General features: G+C 60.7%; 19 protein-coding genes. 11 read left to right on the top strand and 8 right to left on the bottom strand.

The annotated features are described in order from the left end of the window. Positions 1–106 precede the first annotated feature (106 nt). The 4 genes from trxB (at position 107) to E3T46_RS03045 (ending at position 3,881) form a co-directional block, all read left to right on the top strand. Positions 107–1,069, top strand: coding sequence for a thioredoxin-disulfide reductase (gene trxB, locus E3T46_RS03030; RefSeq protein WP_092448008.1), 963 nt, complete (start codon positions 107–109; stop codon positions 1,067–1,069). Positions 1,070–1,091: 22 nt separating this feature from the next. Continuing rightward, a complete protein-coding gene (gene trxA / locus E3T46_RS03035; RefSeq protein ID WP_092448009.1) occupies positions 1,092–1,415 on the top strand; it encodes a thioredoxin in 324 nt (107 codons plus the stop codon). 102 nt (positions 1,416–1,517) lie between these two features. Then, on the top strand, positions 1,518–2,882 hold the full coding sequence (locus E3T46_RS03040; protein ID WP_241980420.1) for a PLP-dependent aminotransferase family protein: 1,365 nt from the start codon (positions 1,518–1,520) through the stop codon (positions 2,880–2,882). A gap of 42 nt (positions 2,883–2,924) precedes the next feature. Continuing rightward, positions 2,925–3,881: a D-alanine--D-alanine ligase gene (locus E3T46_RS03045; RefSeq protein ID WP_134577399.1), complete on the top strand. Its 957-nt coding sequence runs from the start codon at positions 2,925–2,927 to the stop codon at positions 3,879–3,881. Positions 3,882–4,501: 620 nt separating this feature from the next. Here E3T46_RS03045 and E3T46_RS03050 read toward each other — a convergent pair. The 8 genes from E3T46_RS03050 to rpmH all read right to left on the bottom strand — a co-directional run bounded on the left by E3T46_RS03050 (position 4,502) and on the right by rpmH (position 9,696). Continuing rightward, on the bottom strand, positions 4,502–5,452 hold the full coding sequence (locus E3T46_RS03050) for a ParB/RepB/Spo0J family partition protein (RefSeq protein WP_166789470.1): 951 nt from the start codon (positions 5,450–5,452) through the stop codon (positions 4,502–4,504). Next, positions 5,452–6,423 (bottom strand): ParA family protein, encoded by a 972-nt coding sequence (locus E3T46_RS03055; protein ID WP_174845371.1) that lies wholly within the window; start codon positions 6,421–6,423, stop codon positions 5,452–5,454. The genes E3T46_RS03050 and E3T46_RS03055 overlap by 1 nt, the downstream gene beginning before the upstream one ends. 76 nt (positions 6,424–6,499) lie before the next feature. Continuing rightward, entirely contained in the window at positions 6,500–7,165 is a 666-nt protein-coding gene (gene rsmG / locus E3T46_RS03060) for a 16S rRNA (guanine(527)-N(7))-methyltransferase RsmG (RefSeq protein WP_241980421.1), read from the bottom strand. Between the two features lie 42 nt (positions 7,166–7,207). Next, positions 7,208–7,684: a R3H domain-containing nucleic acid-binding protein gene (locus E3T46_RS03065; protein WP_233195422.1), complete on the bottom strand. Its 477-nt coding sequence runs from the start codon at positions 7,682–7,684 to the stop codon at positions 7,208–7,210. Positions 7,685–7,848: 164 nt separating this feature from the next. Continuing rightward, entirely contained in the window at positions 7,849–8,832 is a 984-nt protein-coding gene (gene yidC / locus E3T46_RS03070; RefSeq protein WP_134577401.1) for a membrane protein insertase YidC, read from the bottom strand. Between the two features lie 8 nt (positions 8,833–8,840). Further along, a complete protein-coding gene (yidD, locus tag E3T46_RS03075; protein WP_134577402.1) occupies positions 8,841–9,152 on the bottom strand; it encodes a membrane protein insertion efficiency factor YidD in 312 nt (103 codons plus the stop codon). Beyond that, positions 9,149–9,535, bottom strand: a complete 387-nt coding sequence (gene rnpA / locus E3T46_RS03080; RefSeq protein ID WP_134577403.1) for a ribonuclease P protein component — start codon at positions 9,533–9,535, stop codon at positions 9,149–9,151. The genes yidD and rnpA overlap by 4 nt, the downstream gene beginning before the upstream one ends. 23 nt (positions 9,536–9,558) lie before the next feature. Next, entirely contained in the window at positions 9,559–9,696 is a 138-nt protein-coding gene (gene rpmH, locus E3T46_RS03085) for a 50S ribosomal protein L34 (protein ID WP_010204566.1), read from the bottom strand. 420 nt (positions 9,697–10,116) lie between these two features. Between rpmH and dnaA the strand changes: the two genes are divergently transcribed. The 7 genes from dnaA to E3T46_RS03120 all read left to right on the top strand — a co-directional run bounded on the left by dnaA (position 10,117) and on the right by E3T46_RS03120 (position 20,046). Further along, positions 10,117–11,535, top strand: a complete 1,419-nt coding sequence (gene dnaA, locus E3T46_RS03090) for a chromosomal replication initiator protein DnaA (protein ID WP_092448016.1) — start codon at positions 10,117–10,119, stop codon at positions 11,533–11,535. A gap of 438 nt (positions 11,536–11,973) precedes the next feature. Further along, complete coding sequence (gene dnaN / locus E3T46_RS03095; RefSeq protein ID WP_134577404.1) at positions 11,974–13,122, top strand: DNA polymerase III subunit beta; 1,149 nt, start codon at positions 11,974–11,976, stop codon at positions 13,120–13,122. A 5-nt stretch (positions 13,123–13,127) separates the two neighbouring features. Then, positions 13,128–14,297: a DNA replication/repair protein RecF gene (recF, locus tag E3T46_RS03100; RefSeq protein ID WP_134577405.1), complete on the top strand. Its 1,170-nt coding sequence runs from the start codon at positions 13,128–13,130 to the stop codon at positions 14,295–14,297. Beyond that, positions 14,290–14,829 (top strand): DciA family protein, encoded by a 540-nt coding sequence (locus E3T46_RS03105; RefSeq protein ID WP_134577406.1) that lies wholly within the window; start codon positions 14,290–14,292, stop codon positions 14,827–14,829. The genes recF and E3T46_RS03105 overlap by 8 nt, the downstream gene beginning before the upstream one ends. A 121-nt stretch (positions 14,830–14,950) precedes the next feature. After that, complete coding sequence (gene gyrB / locus E3T46_RS03110) at positions 14,951–16,969, top strand: DNA topoisomerase (ATP-hydrolyzing) subunit B (RefSeq protein WP_134577407.1); 2,019 nt, start codon at positions 14,951–14,953, stop codon at positions 16,967–16,969. 91 nt (positions 16,970–17,060) lie between these two features. After that, positions 17,061–19,649, top strand: coding sequence for a DNA gyrase subunit A (gyrA, locus tag E3T46_RS03115; protein WP_241980430.1), 2,589 nt, complete (start codon positions 17,061–17,063; stop codon positions 19,647–19,649). Next, on the top strand, positions 19,642–20,046 hold the full coding sequence (locus tag E3T46_RS03120) for a DUF3566 domain-containing protein (protein WP_092448022.1): 405 nt from the start codon (positions 19,642–19,644) through the stop codon (positions 20,044–20,046). Before gyrA ends, E3T46_RS03120 begins: the two co-directional genes overlap by 8 nt. The last annotated feature ends 79 nt before the right edge of the window (positions 20,047–20,125 follow it).

Here is a 20,125-nt window from a genome sequence, read left to right on the forward strand (position 1 = left end):
CTCCCAAGCTGGGAGGGCGTGGAATAGCATCCGATTAGGATGTGTTGTATCGAAATGTGAGGCGGGATATCGCCCGTCTCGCCCCCCCACTGCAAGGAGCGTGCGCGTGCGTCAGATCATCATCATCGGTTCAGGACCGGCCGGTTATACCGCGGCGATCTATGCTGCCAGAGCCAACCTCAAACCGCTTCTGATCGCCAGCTCCGTTGAGGCCGGCGGCGAATTGATGAACACGACCGATGTTGAAAACTTCCCGGGTTTCCCGGAGGGCGTGCAGGGCCCCGATTTGATGACCAAGATGCAGGAACAGGCCGAACGGTTCGGCACCGAGGTCGTCTACGACGACGTCGAGTCGGTCGACCTGTCCGGCCCGATCAAGACGGTCACCCTCGGCAATGGCGATGTTGAACAGGCGCTCACGGTCATTTTCGCTACCGGTTCCGCCTACCGCAAGCTCGGCCTCAGCGACGAAGAGCGTCTGTCCGGCCGCGGCGTCTCCTGGTGTGCCACCTGCGACGGCTTCTTCTTCAAGGGCAAGGAAATCGCCGTCATCGGCGGCGGCGACTCGGCCATGGAAGAAGCAACGTTCCTGACCCGGTTCGCCTCCAAGGTGCACGTCATCCACCGCAAGGGCGAGTTGCGCGCCTCCAAGATCATGCAGGAGCGTGCCTTCGCCAACGACAAGATCGAGTTCATCTGGAACTCCGAAGTCGTCGGCATCACGGGTGCAGAGGCCGTCGATGGCCTGACCCTGCGCGATACCGTCTCCGGTACCGAGACCAGCCTCCCGGTCGGCGGCGTGTTCGTGGCGATCGGCAACGACCCGCGCACCCACCTCGTGCACAAGCAGCTTGACCTCACCCCCGAGGGCACCATCGCCGTCGCAGGCCGGTCGTCACTGACCAGCCAGCCGGGCGTGTTCGCGGCCGGTGATGTCATCGACTCCAGCTACCGGCAGGCCATCACCGCAGCCGGCTCCGGCTGCGCGGCCGCTCTCGATGCCGAGCACTACCTCAGCACACTTTCCCAGAACCTGCTGGCCTCGGCCAGCGAACCCGAGCTCGTTTAATTTACCCAAGAAGGAGATACACATGACTGCACGCGCTGTAACAGAGGCCAACTTCGACCAGGAAGTCATTAACAACGAGAAGACCGTGCTGGTGGACTTCTGGGCCGAGTGGTGTGGCCCCTGCCGCGCCGTCAGCCCGATCCTCGACCAGATCGCGGCCGAGAACTCGGACAAGATCGACATCGTCAAGCTCAACGTCGACGAGCACCCGGCCCTGGCCGCCAAGTACCAGATCACCTCCATCCCCGCGATGAAGGTCTTCCAGAAGGGCGAGGTGGTCAAGACCGTCATCGGCGCCAAGCCGAAGCCACAGCTGGAGAAGGACCTGGCCGATTACCTGGTCTAACTGATCCATTGCACTACCCGACCCGCCCGGTTTCGACCGGGCGGGTTTTTTTGTGCCCGGTGCCACCCCATACGATGAAGTGAACAGCAGAACGGATGTGACGTGACAAATCAGGGTTCCACTGACGTCAGCGCTGTGCAGTCAAGGACTGTACAGGCCGGAAACAACCTCGACCCGTGGTACCACCACTACGCCGAACGAGCCGCGGGCCTGAAGGCCTCCGAAGTCCGCGCTCTCTTCGCCGTGGCCTCCCGCCCCGAAGTGGTGTCGTTGGCCGGCGGCATGCCGTACGTTGCGGCACTGCCCGAGGACCTCGTCATCAACGCCATGGACCGGGTCATGCGCGAGAAGGGTGCCACAGCCTTACAATATGGCTCTGGTCAGGGAATTCCCTTACTGCGCGAGCAGATTCTCGACGTCATGGCGCTCGAAGGAATCAAGGCCAACGCCGATGATATCGTCGTGACAACCGGCTCCCAGCACGCCCTCGAACTGGTCAGCAAACTATTTCTCGACCCCGGCGATGTCGTCATCTCCGAGGGCCCGAGCTACGTCACCGCCATGGTGATCTTCAAGTCTTACCAGGCCGAGGTCGACCACGTTCCGATGGACGAAAACGGCCTCATCCCGGCCGCGCTGATCGAACACATCGCTGCCCTCAAGGCTGCCGGGCGCACGATCAAGTTTTTGTACACGATCCCAAGCTTTCACAACCCGGCCGGAGTCACCCTCAGCTGGGAACGCCGTCTGGAAATTCTCGAGATCTGTCGGTCGAACAACATCCTGGTCCTCGAGGACAATCCATACGGCCTGCTCTATTTCGACAAACCAGCCCCGGATGCGATCCGCTCGCTCGAGCGCGACGGCGTCGTCTACCTGGGTACCTTCTCGAAAACCCTCGCCCCGGGCTTCCGGGTCGGCTGGGCGCTCGCCCCACACGCGATCCGCGAGAAACTCGTGCTCGCCAACGAAGCCGCCGTGCTCTCTCCCAGCTCGTTCACGCAGATGGTCATCTCGGAATACCTCTCCACGGCCGATTGGAAGGGACAGATCAACACCTTCCGCGGCGTGTACCACGAGCGCAAGAACGCCATGCTCTCGGCGCTCGACGAGTACCTTCCCGACCTCACCTGGACCGACCCCACCGGCGGCTTCTACGTCTGGGTCACCCTGCCCGAACAGCTCGATTCGAAAGCCATGCTGCCCCGCGCGGTGAAGGAACTCGTGGCCTACACGCCCGGAACAGCCTTCTACGGCAACGGTGATGGTCGCCAGAACATGCGGCTTGCCTTCTGTTATCCCACGCCGGACAACATTCGGGTGGGTATCCGTCGTCTCGCCACGGTGATTCGCGGCGAACTCGACCTGCTCGACACTTTCGCCGGAACGGGCGCGCTCGGCGCAGCACCCGACCGGCCCGGAGCCAGGAATCAGCGCTTCGCTGGCCCGCCGGCCAATATCTCCTAAATTCGCCACCTTACCCGTATTCACCTAGGAAAAGTCCTGATCATGAGCGAATTCATCCCCCTGAACATCACCATCCTGGCCGGTGGCATCTCGCACGAGCGCGACGTTTCGCTCCGCTCGGGCCGGAGGGTAGCGGATGCCCTCACCGACGAAGGTCACACGGTGACGGTGCTCGACCCCGGTGCCAACCTGCTCACGACCCTCACCGAACAAGCTCCCGACCTCATCTGGCCTACCCTGCATGGCGCCACCGGCGAGGATGGCGCCCTGCTCTCCCTGCTCGAAACAACCGGGATCCCTTTTCTCGGCTCCCGCGGCCCGGCCGCAGCCCTCGCCTGGAACAAGACCACCGCCAAAGAACTCGTGCTGCGCGCCGGCTTTGCCACTCCCCCGGCCATAGCGCTCTCGACCGAGACCTTTCGGGATCTCGGCGCCACGAGCGTTCTCGAGCATCTGGTCAGCGCGATCGGCCTGCCCCTGGTCGTGAAACCAGCACAGGGCGGCTCCTCGCAGGGCGTCACGATCGTGCGCACGCCCGCAGATCTGCCCCGCGCCATGGTCGACGCGTACACCTACGCCGATACCGCCCTGGTCGAGGCATACGTGGACGGCACCGAGGTCACCGTGGCTGTGATCGAGTCCGGCGACGGCCCCACCGCACTGCCCATCGTGGAAATCGTGCCCGTCGACGGCGTTTACAGCTTTGAGGCACGCTACAACGCAGGCGAAACGGACTTCTATACCCCCGCTCGCCTCGCCGACGCGGTCTCGGCAGCCGTCTCCGACACCGCAGTGGCAATTCACACCCTGCTCGGCCTGCGCCACCTGAGCCGAGTCGACCTCATCGTCGACGCAGCGGGCACCCCCTGGTTCCTCGAGGCCAATGTTTTCCCCGGTCTGACCGAGACATCTCTGGTGCCCCAAGCCATCGAGGCCGCCAAGCAGACCCTTGGCGCCACCTACTCGACCCTGGCCACCCACGCCCGGGCCTCCCAATAACCTCTCTCTTTTGGGTTTCACGTGAAACATCGCGGCAGCACCTTCCCCAGATCATTTAGCTGAGGGCGATGGCGGTCTCGGAAGGCTCGACCGACGGGTTGGGCATTCGTGTACCTTCAGTCTGCCCAGCCTGCGGGACCAAGGCCACGCTCCCGTGCAACCACCGTTGATCGAGCTTACCGAGATCGCCAGGCAGCAGCCTGACCGCACCTACCGAATTCCGGGACACACACCCACGCGACACGAGCGGCATCGGGCATGTTTCACGTGAAACTCCATTGACCACCTTGGCGCAGGTTCAGTCACCGAAAGTGCAGTCGGAATCAGGTCATGCGCGGGGTGCGAGTCTTCGGTGTTTGCGGCAAGTCACCGCACGCTTTTCGCGAAGACTCCCCGCAGGGGCTGAATGTTTCAGCTGAGGAGCTCGTTAACCTACACCCCAGACCAGAACGACTTTCATCGCAAAATACCTTTGCACAGGCAGTACGTGGCGTGGCGTGGCGTGGCAGTGTTTCACGTGAAACACCCCAACGGGATTCCCGCAAACACCTCGCGCGGTGGCGATGGCGGCAAAACCGACCAACGGAATGGGTACGTTTCACGTGAAACGTAGGCACGAGCTAGCTGGCGCTGAAGCCAGGCTCTCCCAAAACGGTCAGAATGCGATTTAGATCACCGATTGTCGCGAAATCTACTGTGATCTGGCCTTTTCGTGCGCCCAGATTGATCTTGACCCGGGTGTCGAGACGATCTCCGAGGTGTTCGGCGATCTCATCGAGGTGTCCCTGGCGCCGTCCAGGCAACGCCTTCACAACAACTTTCTTGGGACCAGCGGACGCTGCTGCCTCCGCCGCACGAACCGAAAGGTCCTCTTCGACAATCTTGTCGGCCAGGCGCAGCATGCCGGCCGGGTCCCCGACCGACAGAATGGCGCGAGCGTGACCCGCCGATAGCACCCCCGCTGCGACACGCAACTGAACCGGTTCCGGTAGTTTGAGCAGTCGCAAAGTGTTGGTGATCTGCGGACGCGAGCGCCCGATCCGGCTCGCCAGTTCTTCCTGGGTAATGCCAAAATCCGCGAGCAACTGCTGATAAGCGGATGCTTCCTCGAGCGGATTCAGCTGCGCACGGTGCAGGTTCTCCAGGAGTGCGTCGCGCAGCATGTCCACGTCGGCAGTGTCGCGAACGACGGCCGGGATAATGTCCAGCCCAACTTCCTTGGTGGCGCGCAACCGGCGCTCACCCATGACGAGTTCATACTTGCCGGGCTCGTCGGGCAACGGGCGCACCACAATGGGCTGCAGCACCCCGACTTCGCGAATACTGTGCACGAGTTCGGCGAGGTCATCCTCATCGAATATGGTGCGCGGCTGGGCCCGGTTCGGAACGATATCCTGCGGGTTGAGGTGCGCGAGGCGCGCTCCAGGCACGGGAACCAGCGCGGGGGAGGCATCCGCTTCAACGGTCACGGCGCGGGGAAAGAAGACGTCGACCGGGCGCGGAGCCGAAGCGTCATCCTGCACCGGAATGAGTGCACCAATACCGCGGCCAAGCCCGGTTCTCTTTGCCATCAGTATTGCTCTCTCTTGTGGGGCTTTTCGTTCGATTGGGGCTGATCTGCGGTTCTCGGTGCCCCCCGATGGGCCATTTCTGCTGCTGCTTCGAGATAGGAGAGCGATCCTGCCGAGTTCAGGTCGTAGCTGACGACGCTCTGACCGTAGCTCGGGGCCTCAGAAACCCGCACAGAGCGCGGAATTGCCGTATTAAGGACCTCTTTGGGGAAGTGATCGCGCACTTCCTTGGCTACCTGGGTCGCCAGATTGGTACGGCTGTCGTACATGGTCAGGAGAATCGTCGACACGACCAGATCCGGGTTGAGGTGTTTCTCGATCAGCTGGATGTTTTTGAGCAGCTGGCTCAGCCCCTCGAGCGCGTAGTACTCACACTGAATGGGAATGAGCACTTCTCGCGCCGCGACAAACGCATTGATCGTCAGCAGTCCCAGGGACGGCGGGCAGTCAATGAAGACATAGTCGTACGGCTCGGTCATTTCGGCGAGGTAGAGGTCGAGAGCACGACGCAGGCGCTGTTCGCGCGCAACCAGGGAGACCAGTTCAATCTCGGCACCGGCCAGGTGAATCGTGGCCGGAACGCAGAACAGAGCACCGAATTCGGGGCTCTTCTGCACGACCTCGATCATGGGCATGTCGTTAATGATGACGTCGTAAACGCTGGGCGTTTCGGCTCGGTGCTCAACACCAAGGGCGGTTGAAGCATTTCCCTGCGGGTCGAGATCGATGACCAACACCCGGGCTCCCTGACGCGCGAGGGCCGCGGCAAGGTTGACAGCGGTCGTGGTCTTGCCAACCCCGCCCTTCTGATTGGAGATGGTCAGGACCCGGGTTTTCTCGGGCTTGGGCAGTTCGCCGGCAGCAATGACCTGGCGCCGGCGGGTCAGCTCAGCAATTTCGCGGGCGAGTGGCGGTGCAGCGTCGATCCCGGCCGCCTTGGCAGCGCGCTGATCTTCAGCAGGATGTTTCACGTGAAACCTTTACGTTCGACGGTTGATGAGCCACCCGAAAGGGACCCCCGAACACCAATTCTTTCGGCATTCGGGACTAGTCCACTGTAGCCCGGATGACCCGGGTTACCTCCGGCAGCACGCCAGCACCGAGGGTAATGACCTCGACATCGCGCAGGCCGTACTTGCGAATGGCCTTCGCTGCGGCCTCAATTTCGCGCTGGGCGCCCTCGCCCTTCATGAGGATGAGCTCCCCGCCTGAGCGAACCAGGGGAGCGGTCAATGGGATCAGCTTACCGAGAGCGCTCACGGCTCGTGCCGTGACCTGGTCAAGCGGATGCTTCAGGCGCGCTTCCTCCGCGCGCGCACGCACTACAGTGACATTCTTCAAGCCGAGCACCGCCACCTGGTCGTTCAGCCAGGCGACTCGCCGTTCCATCGGTTCGATCAGAACGAAGTTCACGTCGGGGCGAGCGATGGCCAGAACGAGGCCGGGGAGGCCGGACCCGGAGCCCACGTCGCCCACGAGGCCGGGGCGCAGCAAGGGTGCTACGATCGCGCAATTAAGAATGTGACGCGACCACAACCGGGGGAGTTCCAGCGGGCCGATCAAGCCCAAGATTTCGCCCTGATCAGCCAAATTACCCGTAAAGGCTCGGATCAGGTCGAGTTGGGCTCCGAACAATTTCGCAGCCTCCGCCGGTTCCTTCTCGAGTTCAAAGAGCTCAGGATCGGAAGTTGCCGGTGTGAGGGGTTCGGGCACGCGCGGTCCCGGTGTGGCTGACTCCGACATAACGGCCGGAAACTACGCTGCGGTAATGACGGTATGGCGATCGCGGCCCTCGCCGGACGACTCGGATCGGTATCCGCTCGCCGACACGATGTCGTGCACGAGTTTGCGCTCGTAAGAGGACATGGCCGGCAGGTCGGCCTCGGTCGCGCCGGCTTCGATGCGGGCAATGGCACGGGCAACGAGCGCCGCCAGCTCAGCTTCACGAGCCTCGCGAGATCCGCCGATGTCGAGAATGAGACGGGAGAATGATCCCGTCTTGTTCTGCACCGCGAGGCGGGTCAGCTCCTGCAGCGCGTTGACTGTTTCTGGCTTGGACAACACCCGCAGGTTGTCCGCGTCGGATGCCTTGACCGAGAGGTAGGCCCGACCATTCCGAGCATCAATGTCGATGTCTCCATCGAGGTCGCAGATATCAAGGAATTCCTCGATATAGTCCGCAGCGATGTCGCCCTCACGTTCGAGTTGATCGGTCGTGAGGGGAGTCTCGATGCTCGCGACGGAACCCGTTTCTGGAACGTCGAGGGACGGATCCGTTGCAGCAATACCACTGGGGAGCGCCGCGCTGTCGCCTTCGACAGCAGCGTACGCCGTGATATCGACCTCAGCGCTGTTGACCTCGGTCAGGTCGATCTTTTCCGTCACGGTGATCTCCACTACTTTTTCGGGCCGGTTTGCTTCTTAGCGCGGGCCTTGCCGACCGGCTGCTGACGCTGTACCGGCTTGGCAGGCTCCTCAACCACAATGATGTCACCATCGGTCGCGATGAGCTTGCCCTTGCGGGCCATGCGCTCTTCGCGAGCCTTGGCGGCCTCACTGCCGGGCGTCGGCATGTTTCGGATCACCAGGAACTGCTGAATCATGGTCCAGAAGTTGGAGGTGAGCCAGTAGAACATGACGCCGAGCGGGAACGCGACACCGGAGAAGGCGAAGACGAGAGGGAGCAGGTAGAGCATGATGCGCTGCTGCTTGAACATGGGGCTCGCCTTGGTTTCCGGCGACATGTTCTTGGAGACGATCTGCAGCTGGGTGATGAACTGCGACGCGGTCATCAGCACGACCATGGTGGCCGCGATGATCATGACGGTGCCGTTGAAGGGGTCACCCGCCGTCCACAGCGACCACTGGGAGGCGAATGTGTCGTGCAGGGGTGCATTTCCAAAGAGAGTGGCATTGCCGAAGCTCTCGGCGAGGCTCTGATTGAGCGGTCCAACGCCGGCCTTGGCACGCTGGGCGTCGTTGAGCACCGAGAACAGTGCGAAGAAGATTGGCATCTGCAGCAACAGCGGCAGGCAGGAGCTCAGCGGGTTGGTACCCGTCTTCTTGTACATGGCCATGGTCTCGCGGGACATTGCCTCACGCGAGAACTGGTCCTTCTTGCCCTTGTACTTGTCCTGGATCTTCTTCAGTTGTGGGGCGACCTCGAGCATCTTGCGCTGGCTCTTGATCTGCCGCACGAAAATGGGGATGAGGGCGGCACGCACCACCAGAACGAGGCCGACGATGGACAGCACCCACGTGAAACCGTCGTCGTAGCCCAGTCCCGCGATTCCGATCTGGGAAAACAGCCAGTGGAAGGCTACGAGCAGCAGCTCGACCACCCATTTCAGAGGCCAGAGGATCGTACCTATGAGGTCCATACTGTGGGTTAGCCCTTTCCGTGGCTGGGTGCAACGACAAAACCGAACGACGTCAAACGAAAGCGACGCGTGCTTTTGAGAGGTACATCATCGATGCCGCCTCCAGACCACGGATGACAATGGCCCAGTCTCCGTGCAGCGAGGACGCTTCCCCACGCTAGTCCGTGTTCCTGAACGGCCCCCAGTGCGTAGGCCGAGCAAGACGGGTAAAACCGGCACACATCCCCGTAGAGGGGAGAAATCACGGCGCGATACACGCGAAGAATCAGCACACCCACATTGCGCGGAAGCAGAATAATCGTCGCGAGTACGGGGTTCATCGGCCCGGGCTGCTTTTTCGCATTGGGACGGGGCGAGACAGGGAACGTTGAACCTCGTCGTGCAGCGTCTGCCACGCGGCATCGCGCGCCGTCGGCAAAGCGCGGATGACGACATCCGTTCCCGGCGTCACCGCGGGGAGCAGCTCGAACGTGACCGCCTTGAGGCGGCGGCGAACGAGATTGCGCCTCACGGCGTCACCCACATTCTTAGCAACGATGAATCCGAAGCGAACCGGGTCGACAGCATCCGTTTGAGCGGATCCGGGTCGAGCGTCACTTTTGCGTATGTACAAAACGGTGTGCGCACCAACGATCCGCACACCGCGCCGAACGACGCCCTGGTAATCACTGCCGCTCGTGATGCGATTTACGTGAGCGAGCACGAGAACCTGGCGACCACGAGAACTTACGCGGAGAGTTCGGTGCGACCCTTGCGACGGCGAGCACCGAGAATGGCGCGGCCCGCACGGGTGCGCATGCGCAGGCGGAAGCCGTGCACCTTGGCGCGACGGCGGTTGTTCGGCTGGAAGGTTCTCTTGCTCATAGTTCAATCTCCACGTATTTGAATCACCGCTGGCCAATTTCCCCTCGGCCAGAACAGCGGCGCGCACAGAAGTTGGAAGCCCGCGGGATGGGGTCAACTGATTAAAACTACGGCCTCGGTAACGTCTGGTCAAACTCAGCGCCCGAATCGAGTGATTCTCCACAATAATGACACCAACGCAGAAACCGAACGGTCGGGCGCAGGAACTGCAAAATTAGCCTCCACGACCGGGATTGACTACCGTAAAGACAAGTTATCCACAGGCTGGTGCTCTAAACCTGAGAATTCGACCGGTTTTATACACAAGCGGTGGATAACTTTGATCCAGTCCTGACGAACGTACCGGTACCACCCGAACGAAGGCGCGCCGGCCGTCACAGTTGAACAGAGTTATCCCGAACCACACAGATTGTAGGAACCATGGCAGACGTTGAAGCGCCGATAGCCGAAACCTGGCGGTCCGTTCTGACCTCCCTGGAGTCCGACGCCACGATTACGCCCATGCTCTACGGCTTTCTCAGTCTGGTCGAGCCGAAAGGTATCGCCGCTGGCACCTTCTATCTTGAGGTACCCAACGAGTTCACGGCCAGCATGCTCAATCAGCGGATGCGGGTTCCCCTGCTCACCGCAATGGGTCAGCTCGACGAGGCCACCGCGGTGTCGACGTTCTACGTCGTCGTGAATCCCGAACTCGAGCAGGAGTCGTTGCGCCCGGTTCAGCAGACAATGACCCCGCCCGACGTTATTACGCCGGCACCGCCGCAATCGGTCTTCGAGAGTGCCGCGCCAGCGGGGCCGCACGAGACGCGACTCAACCCCAAATACAGTTTTGACAACTTCGTCATCGGGCAATCCAACCGCTTCGCTCACGCGGCCGCTGTTGCGGTGGCCGAAGCGCCGGCCAAGGCCTACAACCCGCTCTTCATCTACGGATCGTCCGGGCTGGGCAAGACCCACCTTTTGCACGCGATCGGTCACTACGCCATGAGCCTGTATCCGGGCATCCGGGTACGTTATGTCAGTTCCGAAGAGTTCACCAACGATTTCATCAATTCCATCGCCAACAACCGTGGCTCAGCTTTTCAGGCTCGGTACCGCAATATCGACATTTTGATGATTGACGACATCCAATTTCTGCAGAACAAGGCGGAGACCCAGGAAGCCTTCTTCCATACTTTCAACACCCTGCACGACCACAACAAGCAGGTGGTCATCACGAGTGACCTGCCGCCGAAACACCTCACCGGTTTTGAAGACCGAATGCGCAGCCGCTTCGAGTGGGGTTTGATAACGGATGTCCAGGCTCCCGACCTCGAGACCCGCATCGCCATTCTGCGCAAAAAGGCCCAGAGCGAGAAGCTGCAGGTGCCCCACGACATTCTGGAGTTCATGGCGTCGAAGGTTTCGTCCAACATTCGCGAACTGGAGGGAACACTGATTCGGGTCACTGCCTTCGCAAGTCTGAACAAGACTCCGGTCGATATGGACCTCGTTCAAACGGTGTTGAAGGACCTCATTACATTGGACGAAGACAACGTCATTGCTCCGGTCGACATCATCACCAACACGGCTAATTATTTCAAGCTCTCGGTCGATGACCTGTACGGGTCGAGTCGCTCGCAGGCCATCGCCACGGCCCGCCAAATCGCCATGTATCTGTGTCGTGAGCTCACGAATCTGTCGCTGCCCAAGATTGGGCAGCTGTTCGGCAATCGGGACCATACGACAGTGATGTACGCCAATAAGAAGATCAGTGAGCTCATGAAGGAGCGACGGTCGATTTACAATCAGGTCACTGAACTGACCAATCGCATCAAGCAGGATCACCGGTACAAGTAAGCGCCAACGGTAAAATTTTCAGCCCCTCACGGCAAGCTCAACTGAGTTTGACCCGGAGGGGCTGAATTTTTTTTAGTTTTCACACCTGTGGATAACCCTGTGGAATTAACTCACACAACCGGTCGTCGCCTGTAGAAACTCGGGGCTTCCCTGTAGAAACTTGTAATTACCAAGAGTTGCGCTTGCGCAAACGAATGACAAACTTCCACAGGTCGCCCACAAGTTACAAACGTGTAGTTCTCAGTGCCTCAGCCGTTTTCACAGAGTTATCCACAGTTTCCACAACGGTTAAGAAGATTAACAAAAATTCTTTAACCAGATCTAGCCGACAACCTTGACTGCCGAAGCCACCGATGGGCCCCGGTACCGAACCGGACGGTGAAGCCAGCTAGCATTGAGGCCCACCCATCCGCTTTCGCAACGCTAAGGAATGACATCGTGAGATTTCAGGCAAATCGGGATGTCTTCAGCGAAGCAGTTTCCTTCGCCGTAAAACTTCTACCCCAGCGAACGACCCTGCCAATCCTCAGCGGTGTGCTCATCGAAGCCACAGCAACGGGCCTGATCCTCTCGTCCTTCGACTACGAAGTCTCCGCCCAGACCGAGATCATCGCCGAAGTTGAAGAAACCGGCAAAATACTCGTCTCCGGACGTCTTCTGGCCGAAATCGCCAGCCGCCTGCCCAACGCGCCAGTACGTTTTTCCACGGAAAATTCCCGGATCAAGGTCAGTTGTGGTTCGGCGAGCTTCACCCTGCTGTCTATGCCGGTTGAGGAATACCCCAGCATTCCGCAGGTGAGCACCCAGTCCGGTCTGGTGCCCGCCGAAGAATTTGCCGCCGCAGTAGCCCAGGTGGCCGTCGCCGCTTCCCGTGATGATGTCACGCCCGTCATCACGGGCGTGCAGCTGGAAATAACCGAAAACAGCCTGAGCCTCGTTGCCACCGACCGTTACCGTGTGGCCGTTCGCGAAATCGACTGGGACCACGGAAGCAACACCACCGAGGGAACGATTACTGCCCTGGTGCCGGCGCGAACCCTGCAGGAAGTCGGCAAGACCTTCGGCCACAGCGGAACCATTTCGGTGTCGATAACCAACAATGACGACCGCGAACTGATCGCCTTCACCGCCAACAAGAAAACCGTCACATCACTGCTGATCAAAGGCAACTTTCCTCCGGTGCGTCGGTTGTTCCCCGAAACGGTCGACAACTACGCGGTCATGAACACAGCCGACCTGATCGAGGCAACGCGTCGCGTGCAGCTCGTGCTTGAGCGTGAAGCAGCCCTGCGTTTCACCTTCGCCGCTGACGGAGTCACCCTGGAAGCGGTCGGTTCAGAACAGGCCCAGGCCTCGGAGACCATCGACGCGATTCTCTCCGGTACCGAGACGATCGTGTCGCTCAAGCCGCAGTTCCTCCTCGACGGACTCAGCGCAGTGCACTCGGAATTCGTGCGCATCTCATTCACGAAGACGGAAAACCCGAATAAGCCCGGTCCCGTTCTGATTACCAGCCAGACGTCGCGCGAGCAGGCCGGAGCGGACAGCTACAAGTATCTGCTCCAGCCCAACCTGCTGCTGCGTTAACGACGGTGCGGGTCACCCACCTTTCGCTCACCGACTTTCGCAACTACGCGACGGCCGAGGTGTCATTCAACGCCGGGCCTAACCTCATCGTCGGACGCAATGGTCAGGGAAAAACGAACCTGGTCGAAGCCCTCGGTTTTCTCAGTACGCTCGGCTCGCATCGGGTCTCGACCGATAAGGCCATGATTCGGGCCGGGCAGGACGCCGGAATCATTCGGGCGCGACTCGAGTACAACGGTCGTGACATCTTGGCCGAGGTACAGCTCAACCGCACCGGACAAAATCGAGCGCAGGTCAATCGCTCGGTGATCAAGACCCGTGACCTGCCCCGCTATTTCTCCAGTGTCGTGTTCGCCCCGGAGGACCTGGCGCTCGTGCGCGGAGATCCCTCTGGTCGGCGTAAGTTTCTCGATCAACTTTTGGTGCTGCGGACCCCGCGGCTGGCCGCGGTTCTCAGCGATTACGACCGCGTGCTCAAGCAGCGCAATACCCTGCTCAAGTCGGCGCGCTCTTCCGGTCTCCGCGGAAATCAGCTGTCCACCCTCGATATCTGGGACGAACGACTCGTCGAGTTCGGATCAGAAATTATCGACGAGCGGGCCAAACTCGTGCATCTGCTCGGAGATCCTTTGCGCGCGGCCTATCGGGCCGTTGTGAATGAAGACCATGGGCCTTCCTTGGTGGCAAATTTGAGCATTCTTGGCGCCGATGAAGACGTCGACGGGGTTGCGCTCGGCGGCAGCGGCTCGGCGGCCGGACCGGGTTCGGTGGAATCCTCCACCACTGAGATCTTTCGTACCGCCATGGTGGGACTACGCAAACGTGAACTCGAACGCGGTATAACCCTCGCTGGCCCGCACCGGGATGACCTCGTCTTCATGCTCAACGAGCTGCCGGCCAAGGGCTACGCGAGTCATGGGGAATCGTGGTCTTTCGCGCTGTCGCTGAAATTGGCATCCGCTCAGCTATTACGCCAGGATTCAGCGAGCGGGGATCCAGTGCTGATTCTCGACGACGTATTCGCAGAACTGGATTTGGACCGCCGAGCCCGACTGGCCGCGGCGATCGGGTCTTTTGAGCAGGTTCTGATCACGGCCGCCGTACTGGAAGACGTTCCCCAGTCGCTGGTGGCGCACACCATCCACATTCACGCCGGCGCGGTCATCGATGGCTGACCAGAATGTTCCACGTGAAACGCCAGAGGGCAGTGATTCACTGGAATCCAATGCCAGTGAAGCCAGCCAGGTTTACCTACGATTCAAGAGTATCTTCGGCGATCCGAACGCACGCCGTACCCGCGGACGCAAGCGCATCGCCCCGGCCGCCGGCTCGAGTGTGCCCTTTGGAATTGGACGCGATCCGCGTGGCCTCGGCGACACCATCAACTCGCTCACCATGCAACTCGGCTGGAATTCACCACTGGCTCAATCGGAACTGCTTGCTTCCTGGATACTGCTGGCCGGTGAAGAAACCGCCAACCATTCCACACCGGCGGGCATCGATGACGGCGTACTCACGGTTCACTGCGAGTCGACTGCCTGGGCGACACAGCTACGTCTGATGCGGAACGTCATCATGGAACACATCGCGACCCGCTACCCAGATGCCGGCATCCAATCGATTCGTTTCCAGGGGCCCAACGCCCCATCCTGGAAAAAGGGTCCCAGATCAATTCCAGGGCGTGGTCCACGCGATACCTACGGGTGATCCAGCAAATAAGGTCACCCCCTTGAACAAAAGGCGTCAAACGGCGATTGTGGCCGCTTGGTCTCGCCTCATTTGGTAGACTGAATGGTCGCCCGTGCGATGGTCAGGAGCCTATTTTCAGATGACAGTTGAACCGACGCCCGAACGCACGTCCCCAGATATATCCCCAATAGTGGCGGAGCGGGAGCCGGAGCACGAATACGGTGCAGACGATATCCAGGTCCTCGAGGGGCTGGAAGCCGTTCGAAAGCGGCCCGGCATGTATATCGGATCCACCGGACCGCGCGGACTGCACCACCTGGTCTACGAGATCGTTGACAACTCCGTCGACGAAGCCCTGGCGGGGCACTGCGACACGATTGATATTCGCATTCTGGCCGACGGCGCTATTCGCGTCGAAGACAACGGTCGCGGAATCCCCGTCGACATTCACAAGGCAGAGGGCCGTTCGACCGTTGAGGTCGTCCTGACGGTGCTGCACGCCGGTGGAAAGTTCGGCGGCGGCGGGTATTCCGTTTCCGGTGGACTGCACGGAGTCGGTAGCTCCGTGGTGAACGCCCTGTCGAGCCGCCTCGAGGTCGAGGTTCGTCGCCAGGGATTCATTTGGCGCCAGAGTTTCGCCAACGGTGTCCCCAACGCTCCCCTGGAACGGGGCGAAGCGAACGACGAAACCGGCACCACCATTACCTTCTGGCCGAGCGCTGAGACCTTCGAGACGATCGATTTCGATTACGAAACGTTGCGCGCTCGTTTTCAGCAGATGGGTTTTTTGAACAAGGGCCTGCGTCTCACCCTCACCGACGAGCGTGAAGCCCACCGCACTGACGACGGCACGGTCGTCACTAACACCTTCAAGTACGATCAGGGACTCGTCGACTACGTCGAGTACCTCAACCGTGCAAAAAAGGCTGACCTCGTCAACGAAGAGATCATCTCGTTCGAGTGGGAAGACCACGAACGCAAGATGGCGCTGGAAGTGGCCATGCAATGGACCACGGCCTACACCGAGAGCGTGCACACCTACGCGAATACGATCAACACCCACGAGGGCGGCACCCACGAAGAGGGTTTCCGCGCCGCGCTGACCACACTCGTGAACAAGTACGCCCGCGAAAAGGGCATCCTGAAAGACAAGGATGACAACCTCACCGGCGATGACGTGCGTGAAGGACTGACCGCGGTTGTGTCGATCAAGCTCGCCGAACCGCAGTTCGAAGGCCAGACCAAGACCAAACTCGGCAACACCGAGGCGAAGTCGTTCGTACAAAAGGTCGCCAACGATCAGCTCACCGACTGGTTCAACCGCAACCCGAACCCGGCCCGCGAAATTATTCGTAAGTCCTTGCAGGCATCGAACGCTCGTATGGCGGCCCGCAAAGCTCGGGAAACCGCCCGTCGCAAGGGACTGCTCGAGGGCGGCGGCATGCCGGGCAAGCTCAAGGATTGCCAGAGCAAGGACCCCTCCTTGTCCGAGATCTTCATCGTCGAGGGCGACTCGGCCGGCGGCTCCGCCGTTCAGGGGCGCAACCCGGAGTTTCAGGCGATCTTGCCTCTGCGCGGCAAGATCCTCAACGTCGAAAAGGCTCGCCTCGACCGTGCCCTCGGTAACGCAGAGGTTCAGGCCATGATCACGGCCTTCGGTGCTGGGATGGGCGAAGAATTCAACCCGGACAAGGTTCGGTACCACAAGATCGTGTTAATGGCCGACGCCGATGTCGACGGCCAGCACATCACGACCCTGCTGCTGACACTGCTGTTCCGATACATGCGTCCGCTGATCGACCTCGGCTACGTCTATCTGGCCCAGCCGCCGCTGTACCGGCTCAAGTGGGCCAATTCGCCGCACGAATACGTGTACTCCGATGCCGAGCGCGACGCCCTCCTCGCCGATGGCGCGGCCTCGGGCAAGCGGATCCCGAAGGACAACGGCATTCAGCGCTACAAGGGCCTCGGCGAGATGGACTACAAGGAGCTGTGGGAAACCACGATGGCCCCCGAATCCCGCACCCTGCTGCAGGTCACCCTGGATGACGCGGCATCCGCCGACGAAATATTCTCCACCCTGATGGGTGAAGACGTCGAATCCCGACGCAACTTCATCCAGAAAAACGCGAAGGACGTGCGTTTCCTTGACATCTGATGACACCACGAGCAACTCCGACTCGAATACGCCCGAAGTAGTGACCCCTGAACTTAGTGCAGCGAACGCGGCTGCGGCTGCGGCCCACCTCGTGCAGCACGGCAAGATCGACCAGGTCGACCTGCAGCTGGAAATGCAGCGCTCCTACCTCGACTACGCGATGAGCGTCATCGTCGGGCGTGCGCTGCCTGACGTGCGCGACGGTATGAAGCCGGTGCACCGTCGCGTGATCTACGCCATGTTCGACGGCGGCTACCGCCCGGACAAGGCGTTCTCCAAGTGCGCGCGCGTCGTCGGTGACGTGATGGGACAGTTCCACCCGCACGGTGACTCGTCGATCTACGACGCGCTCGTGCGTCTGGTTCAGCCGTGGAGTCTGCGGTATCCGCTCGCCCTCGGCCAGGGAAACTTCGGTTCCCCCGGCAATGACGGCGCAGCAGCCCCGCGGTACACCGAAACCAAGATGGCGCCGCTCGCCCTCGAAATGGTGCGGGACATCGACGAAGACACCGTCGATTTTCAGGACAACTACGATGGCCGCACGCTCGAGCCGACCGTGCTGCCGGCCCGCTTTCCGAACCTGCTGGTCAACGGCTCGGTCGGAATCGCCGTCGGTATGGCCACCAACATTCCGCCGCACAACCTGCGCGAGGTAGCCGCCGGCGCCCAGTGGTACCTGGACAACCCCGACGCCACCCGCGACGAGCTGCTCGAAGCGCTGATTTCGCGCATCAAGGGACCTGATTTTCCTACCGGCGCTCAAATTCTGGGCACCAAGGGTATTCAGGACGCCTACCGCACCGGGCGTGGTTCGATCACGATGCGTGCCGTGGTCAGCATCGAAGAGTTGCAGGGTCGCACCTGCCTCGTAATTACCGAGCTGCCCTACCAGGTGAACCCCGACAACCTCGCGATCAAGATCGCCGATCTGGTCAAGGACGCCAAAGTAGCCGGCATCGCGGACATTCGGGATGAGACGTCTGGTCGCACCGGCCAGCGCCTCGTCATCGTGCTCAAGCGCGACGCCGTCGCGAAGGTTGTGCTGAACAACCTTTACAAGCACACTCAGCTGCAGGAGAATTTCGGCGCCAATATGCTGGCCATCGTCGACGGTGTGCCGCGCACGCTCGCCCTCGACGGTTTCATCTCGGCCTGGGTCGCGCACCAGATCGAGGTCATCGTTCGGCGCACCCAATTCCGCTTGAACAAGGCCGAAGCGGATGCCCACATTCTGCGCGGCTATCTCAAGGCGCTGGACGCTCTCGATGAGGTTATCGCTCTCATTCGTCGATCGAATACGGTCGACGACGCTCGCGAAGGCCTGATGGCTCTGCTCGACGTGGACAAGCTTCAGGCCGACGCGATTCTCACCATGCAATTGCGCCGCCTGGCAGCCCTCGAGCGCCAGAAGATTATCGACCAGGCCGCCGAACTCGAAGTGCAGATCGCCGAATTCAAGTCGATCTTGGCCAGCCCCGAGCGTCAGCGCACGATCATCAGCGAAGAACTCGCCGAGATCACCGCGAAGTTCGGTGACGACCGCCGCACCGAAATCATGTTCGGTTTCGACGGCGATATGTCGATCGAGGATCTCATCCCCGAAGAGGAGATGGTGGTCACCGTCACCCGCGGCGGCTACATCAAGCGCACCCGGAGCGATAACTACCGTAACCAGCACCGAGGCGGCAAGGGCGTCAAGGGCGCCCAGCTGCGCGCCGACGACGTGGTCGAACACTTCTTCGTGACCACGACACACCACTGGCTGTTGTTCTTCACCAACACCGGTCGGGTCTACCGGGCCAAGGCCTACGAGGCCCAGGAATCCGGTCGCGATGCCAAGGGCCAGCACGTTGCCAACCTGCTCGCGCTGCAGCCGGGCGAGGAAATCGCACAGATTCTCGACATTCGTGACTACGGGGTTGCCCAATATCTAACCCTCGCCACCCGCGATGGACTGATCAAGAAGACCGCGCTTAGTGAATACGACACCAACCGCACTGGCGGCATCATCGCGATCAAGCTGCGTGAGGGCGACGAACTCGTCTCTGCCCTACTGGTCGAAGATGATTCCGACCTGCTGCTGGTATCTCGCAAGGGCATGTCGATTCGCTTCACCGCCACCGACGACGCGCTGCGCCCGATGGGCCGCAGCACGTCCGGCGTGATCGGAATGCACTTCCGCGGTGAGGATACGCTGCTGGACGCATCCGTTATCAATGATGACGGCTACGTCTTCGTCGTCACCGAGGGTGGCTACGCCAAGCGCACCGCGGCAGACCAGTATCGGCTGCAGAATCGTGGCGGCCTGGGCATTAAGGTGGCCAAGCTCAACGACGATCGCGGCGATCTGGTCGGCTCGTTGATCGTCAATCCCGAGGACGAGGTCCTTGTGGTACTTGCCAGTGGCAAGGTGGTACGCTCTGACGTCGCCGAGGTTCCGGCCAAGGGCCGGGACACCATGGGTGTTGTTTTCGCAAAGTTTGCGAATGAAGACAGAATCATTTCCATCGCGAAAAACATTGAACGTAATCTGGTCGCCACGGATGAAAACACCGATGAAACCACCGACGAAGAAGATGTGACGGATGCCGACCTACCAGCTGGTGCGGTCGACAACAGTGCTGCAGACGGCGCTGTTCCTCACGCGGATTCAGGGAAAGTAGAGACACCGAATGAGTAGCGTCGCCGAAAAGCTCGCCAAGAAGTCCACTCGTAAGACCACAAGCAAGCAGGTTCGACTCAAACTGGTCTACGTCGACTTCTGGTCGAGCGTGAAACTGTCGTTCCTGGTGGCGGTGTGCCTGGCGATCGTCACCATCGTCGCTACCTTCCTCACCTACACCGTGCTCGTGCAGACCGAGGTGCTGACCAGTGTCGACGAGCTGTACGCCACCGTGGCGGGAGAATCGGCCGACCTGGCCGCCATTCTCTCGATCGGCAACGTTATGGGCTTCGCGGTCGTTGTGGCCGTGCTGAACCTGGTCGTGATCACCGCGCTCGGCGCCATCTATGCCGTTCTGTACAACCTGAGCGTCAAAATTACCGGCGGTCTGCTCGTCGGCTTCACCAACAACTAAGCTGCAGTCAAGGCTTTGTAGGCACGATCGAGGGCTGTTTCTCCGCGGAAACAGCCCTCACGCCCGAATTTGGGTAAAT

The organism is Cryobacterium sp. Hh11, from assembly GCF_004404045.1.
Lineage (GTDB): Bacteria > Actinomycetota > Actinomycetes > Actinomycetales > Microbacteriaceae > Cryobacterium > Cryobacterium levicorallinum.

Coding starts and splice junctions, on each gene's coding strand:
- trxA (WP_092448009.1), top strand. CDS start 1,092: ATGACTGCACGCGCTGTAACAGAGGCCAACTTCGACCAGGAAGTCATT.
- E3T46_RS03045 (WP_134577399.1), top strand. CDS start 2,925: ATGAGCGAATTCATCCCCCTGAACATCACCATCCTGGCCGGTGGCATC.
- E3T46_RS03050 (WP_166789470.1), bottom strand. CDS start 5,452: ATGGCAAAGAGAACCGGGCTTGGCCGCGGTATTGGTGCACTCATTCCG.
- yidC (WP_134577401.1), bottom strand. CDS start 8,832: ATGGACCTCATAGGTACGATCCTCTGGCCTCTGAAATGGGTGGTCGAG.
- yidD (WP_134577402.1), bottom strand. CDS start 9,152: ATGAACCCCGTACTCGCGACGATTATTCTGCTTCCGCGCAATGTGGGT.
- rpmH (WP_010204566.1), bottom strand. CDS start 9,696: ATGAGCAAGAGAACCTTCCAGCCGAACAACCGCCGTCGCGCCAAGGTG.
- dnaA (WP_092448016.1), top strand. CDS start 10,117: ATGGCAGACGTTGAAGCGCCGATAGCCGAAACCTGGCGGTCCGTTCTG.
- E3T46_RS03105 (WP_134577406.1), top strand. CDS start 14,290: ATGGCTGACCAGAATGTTCCACGTGAAACGCCAGAGGGCAGTGATTCA.
- gyrB (WP_134577407.1), top strand. CDS start 14,951: ATGACAGTTGAACCGACGCCCGAACGCACGTCCCCAGATATATCCCCA.
- E3T46_RS03120 (WP_092448022.1), top strand. CDS start 19,642: ATGAGTAGCGTCGCCGAAAAGCTCGCCAAGAAGTCCACTCGTAAGACC.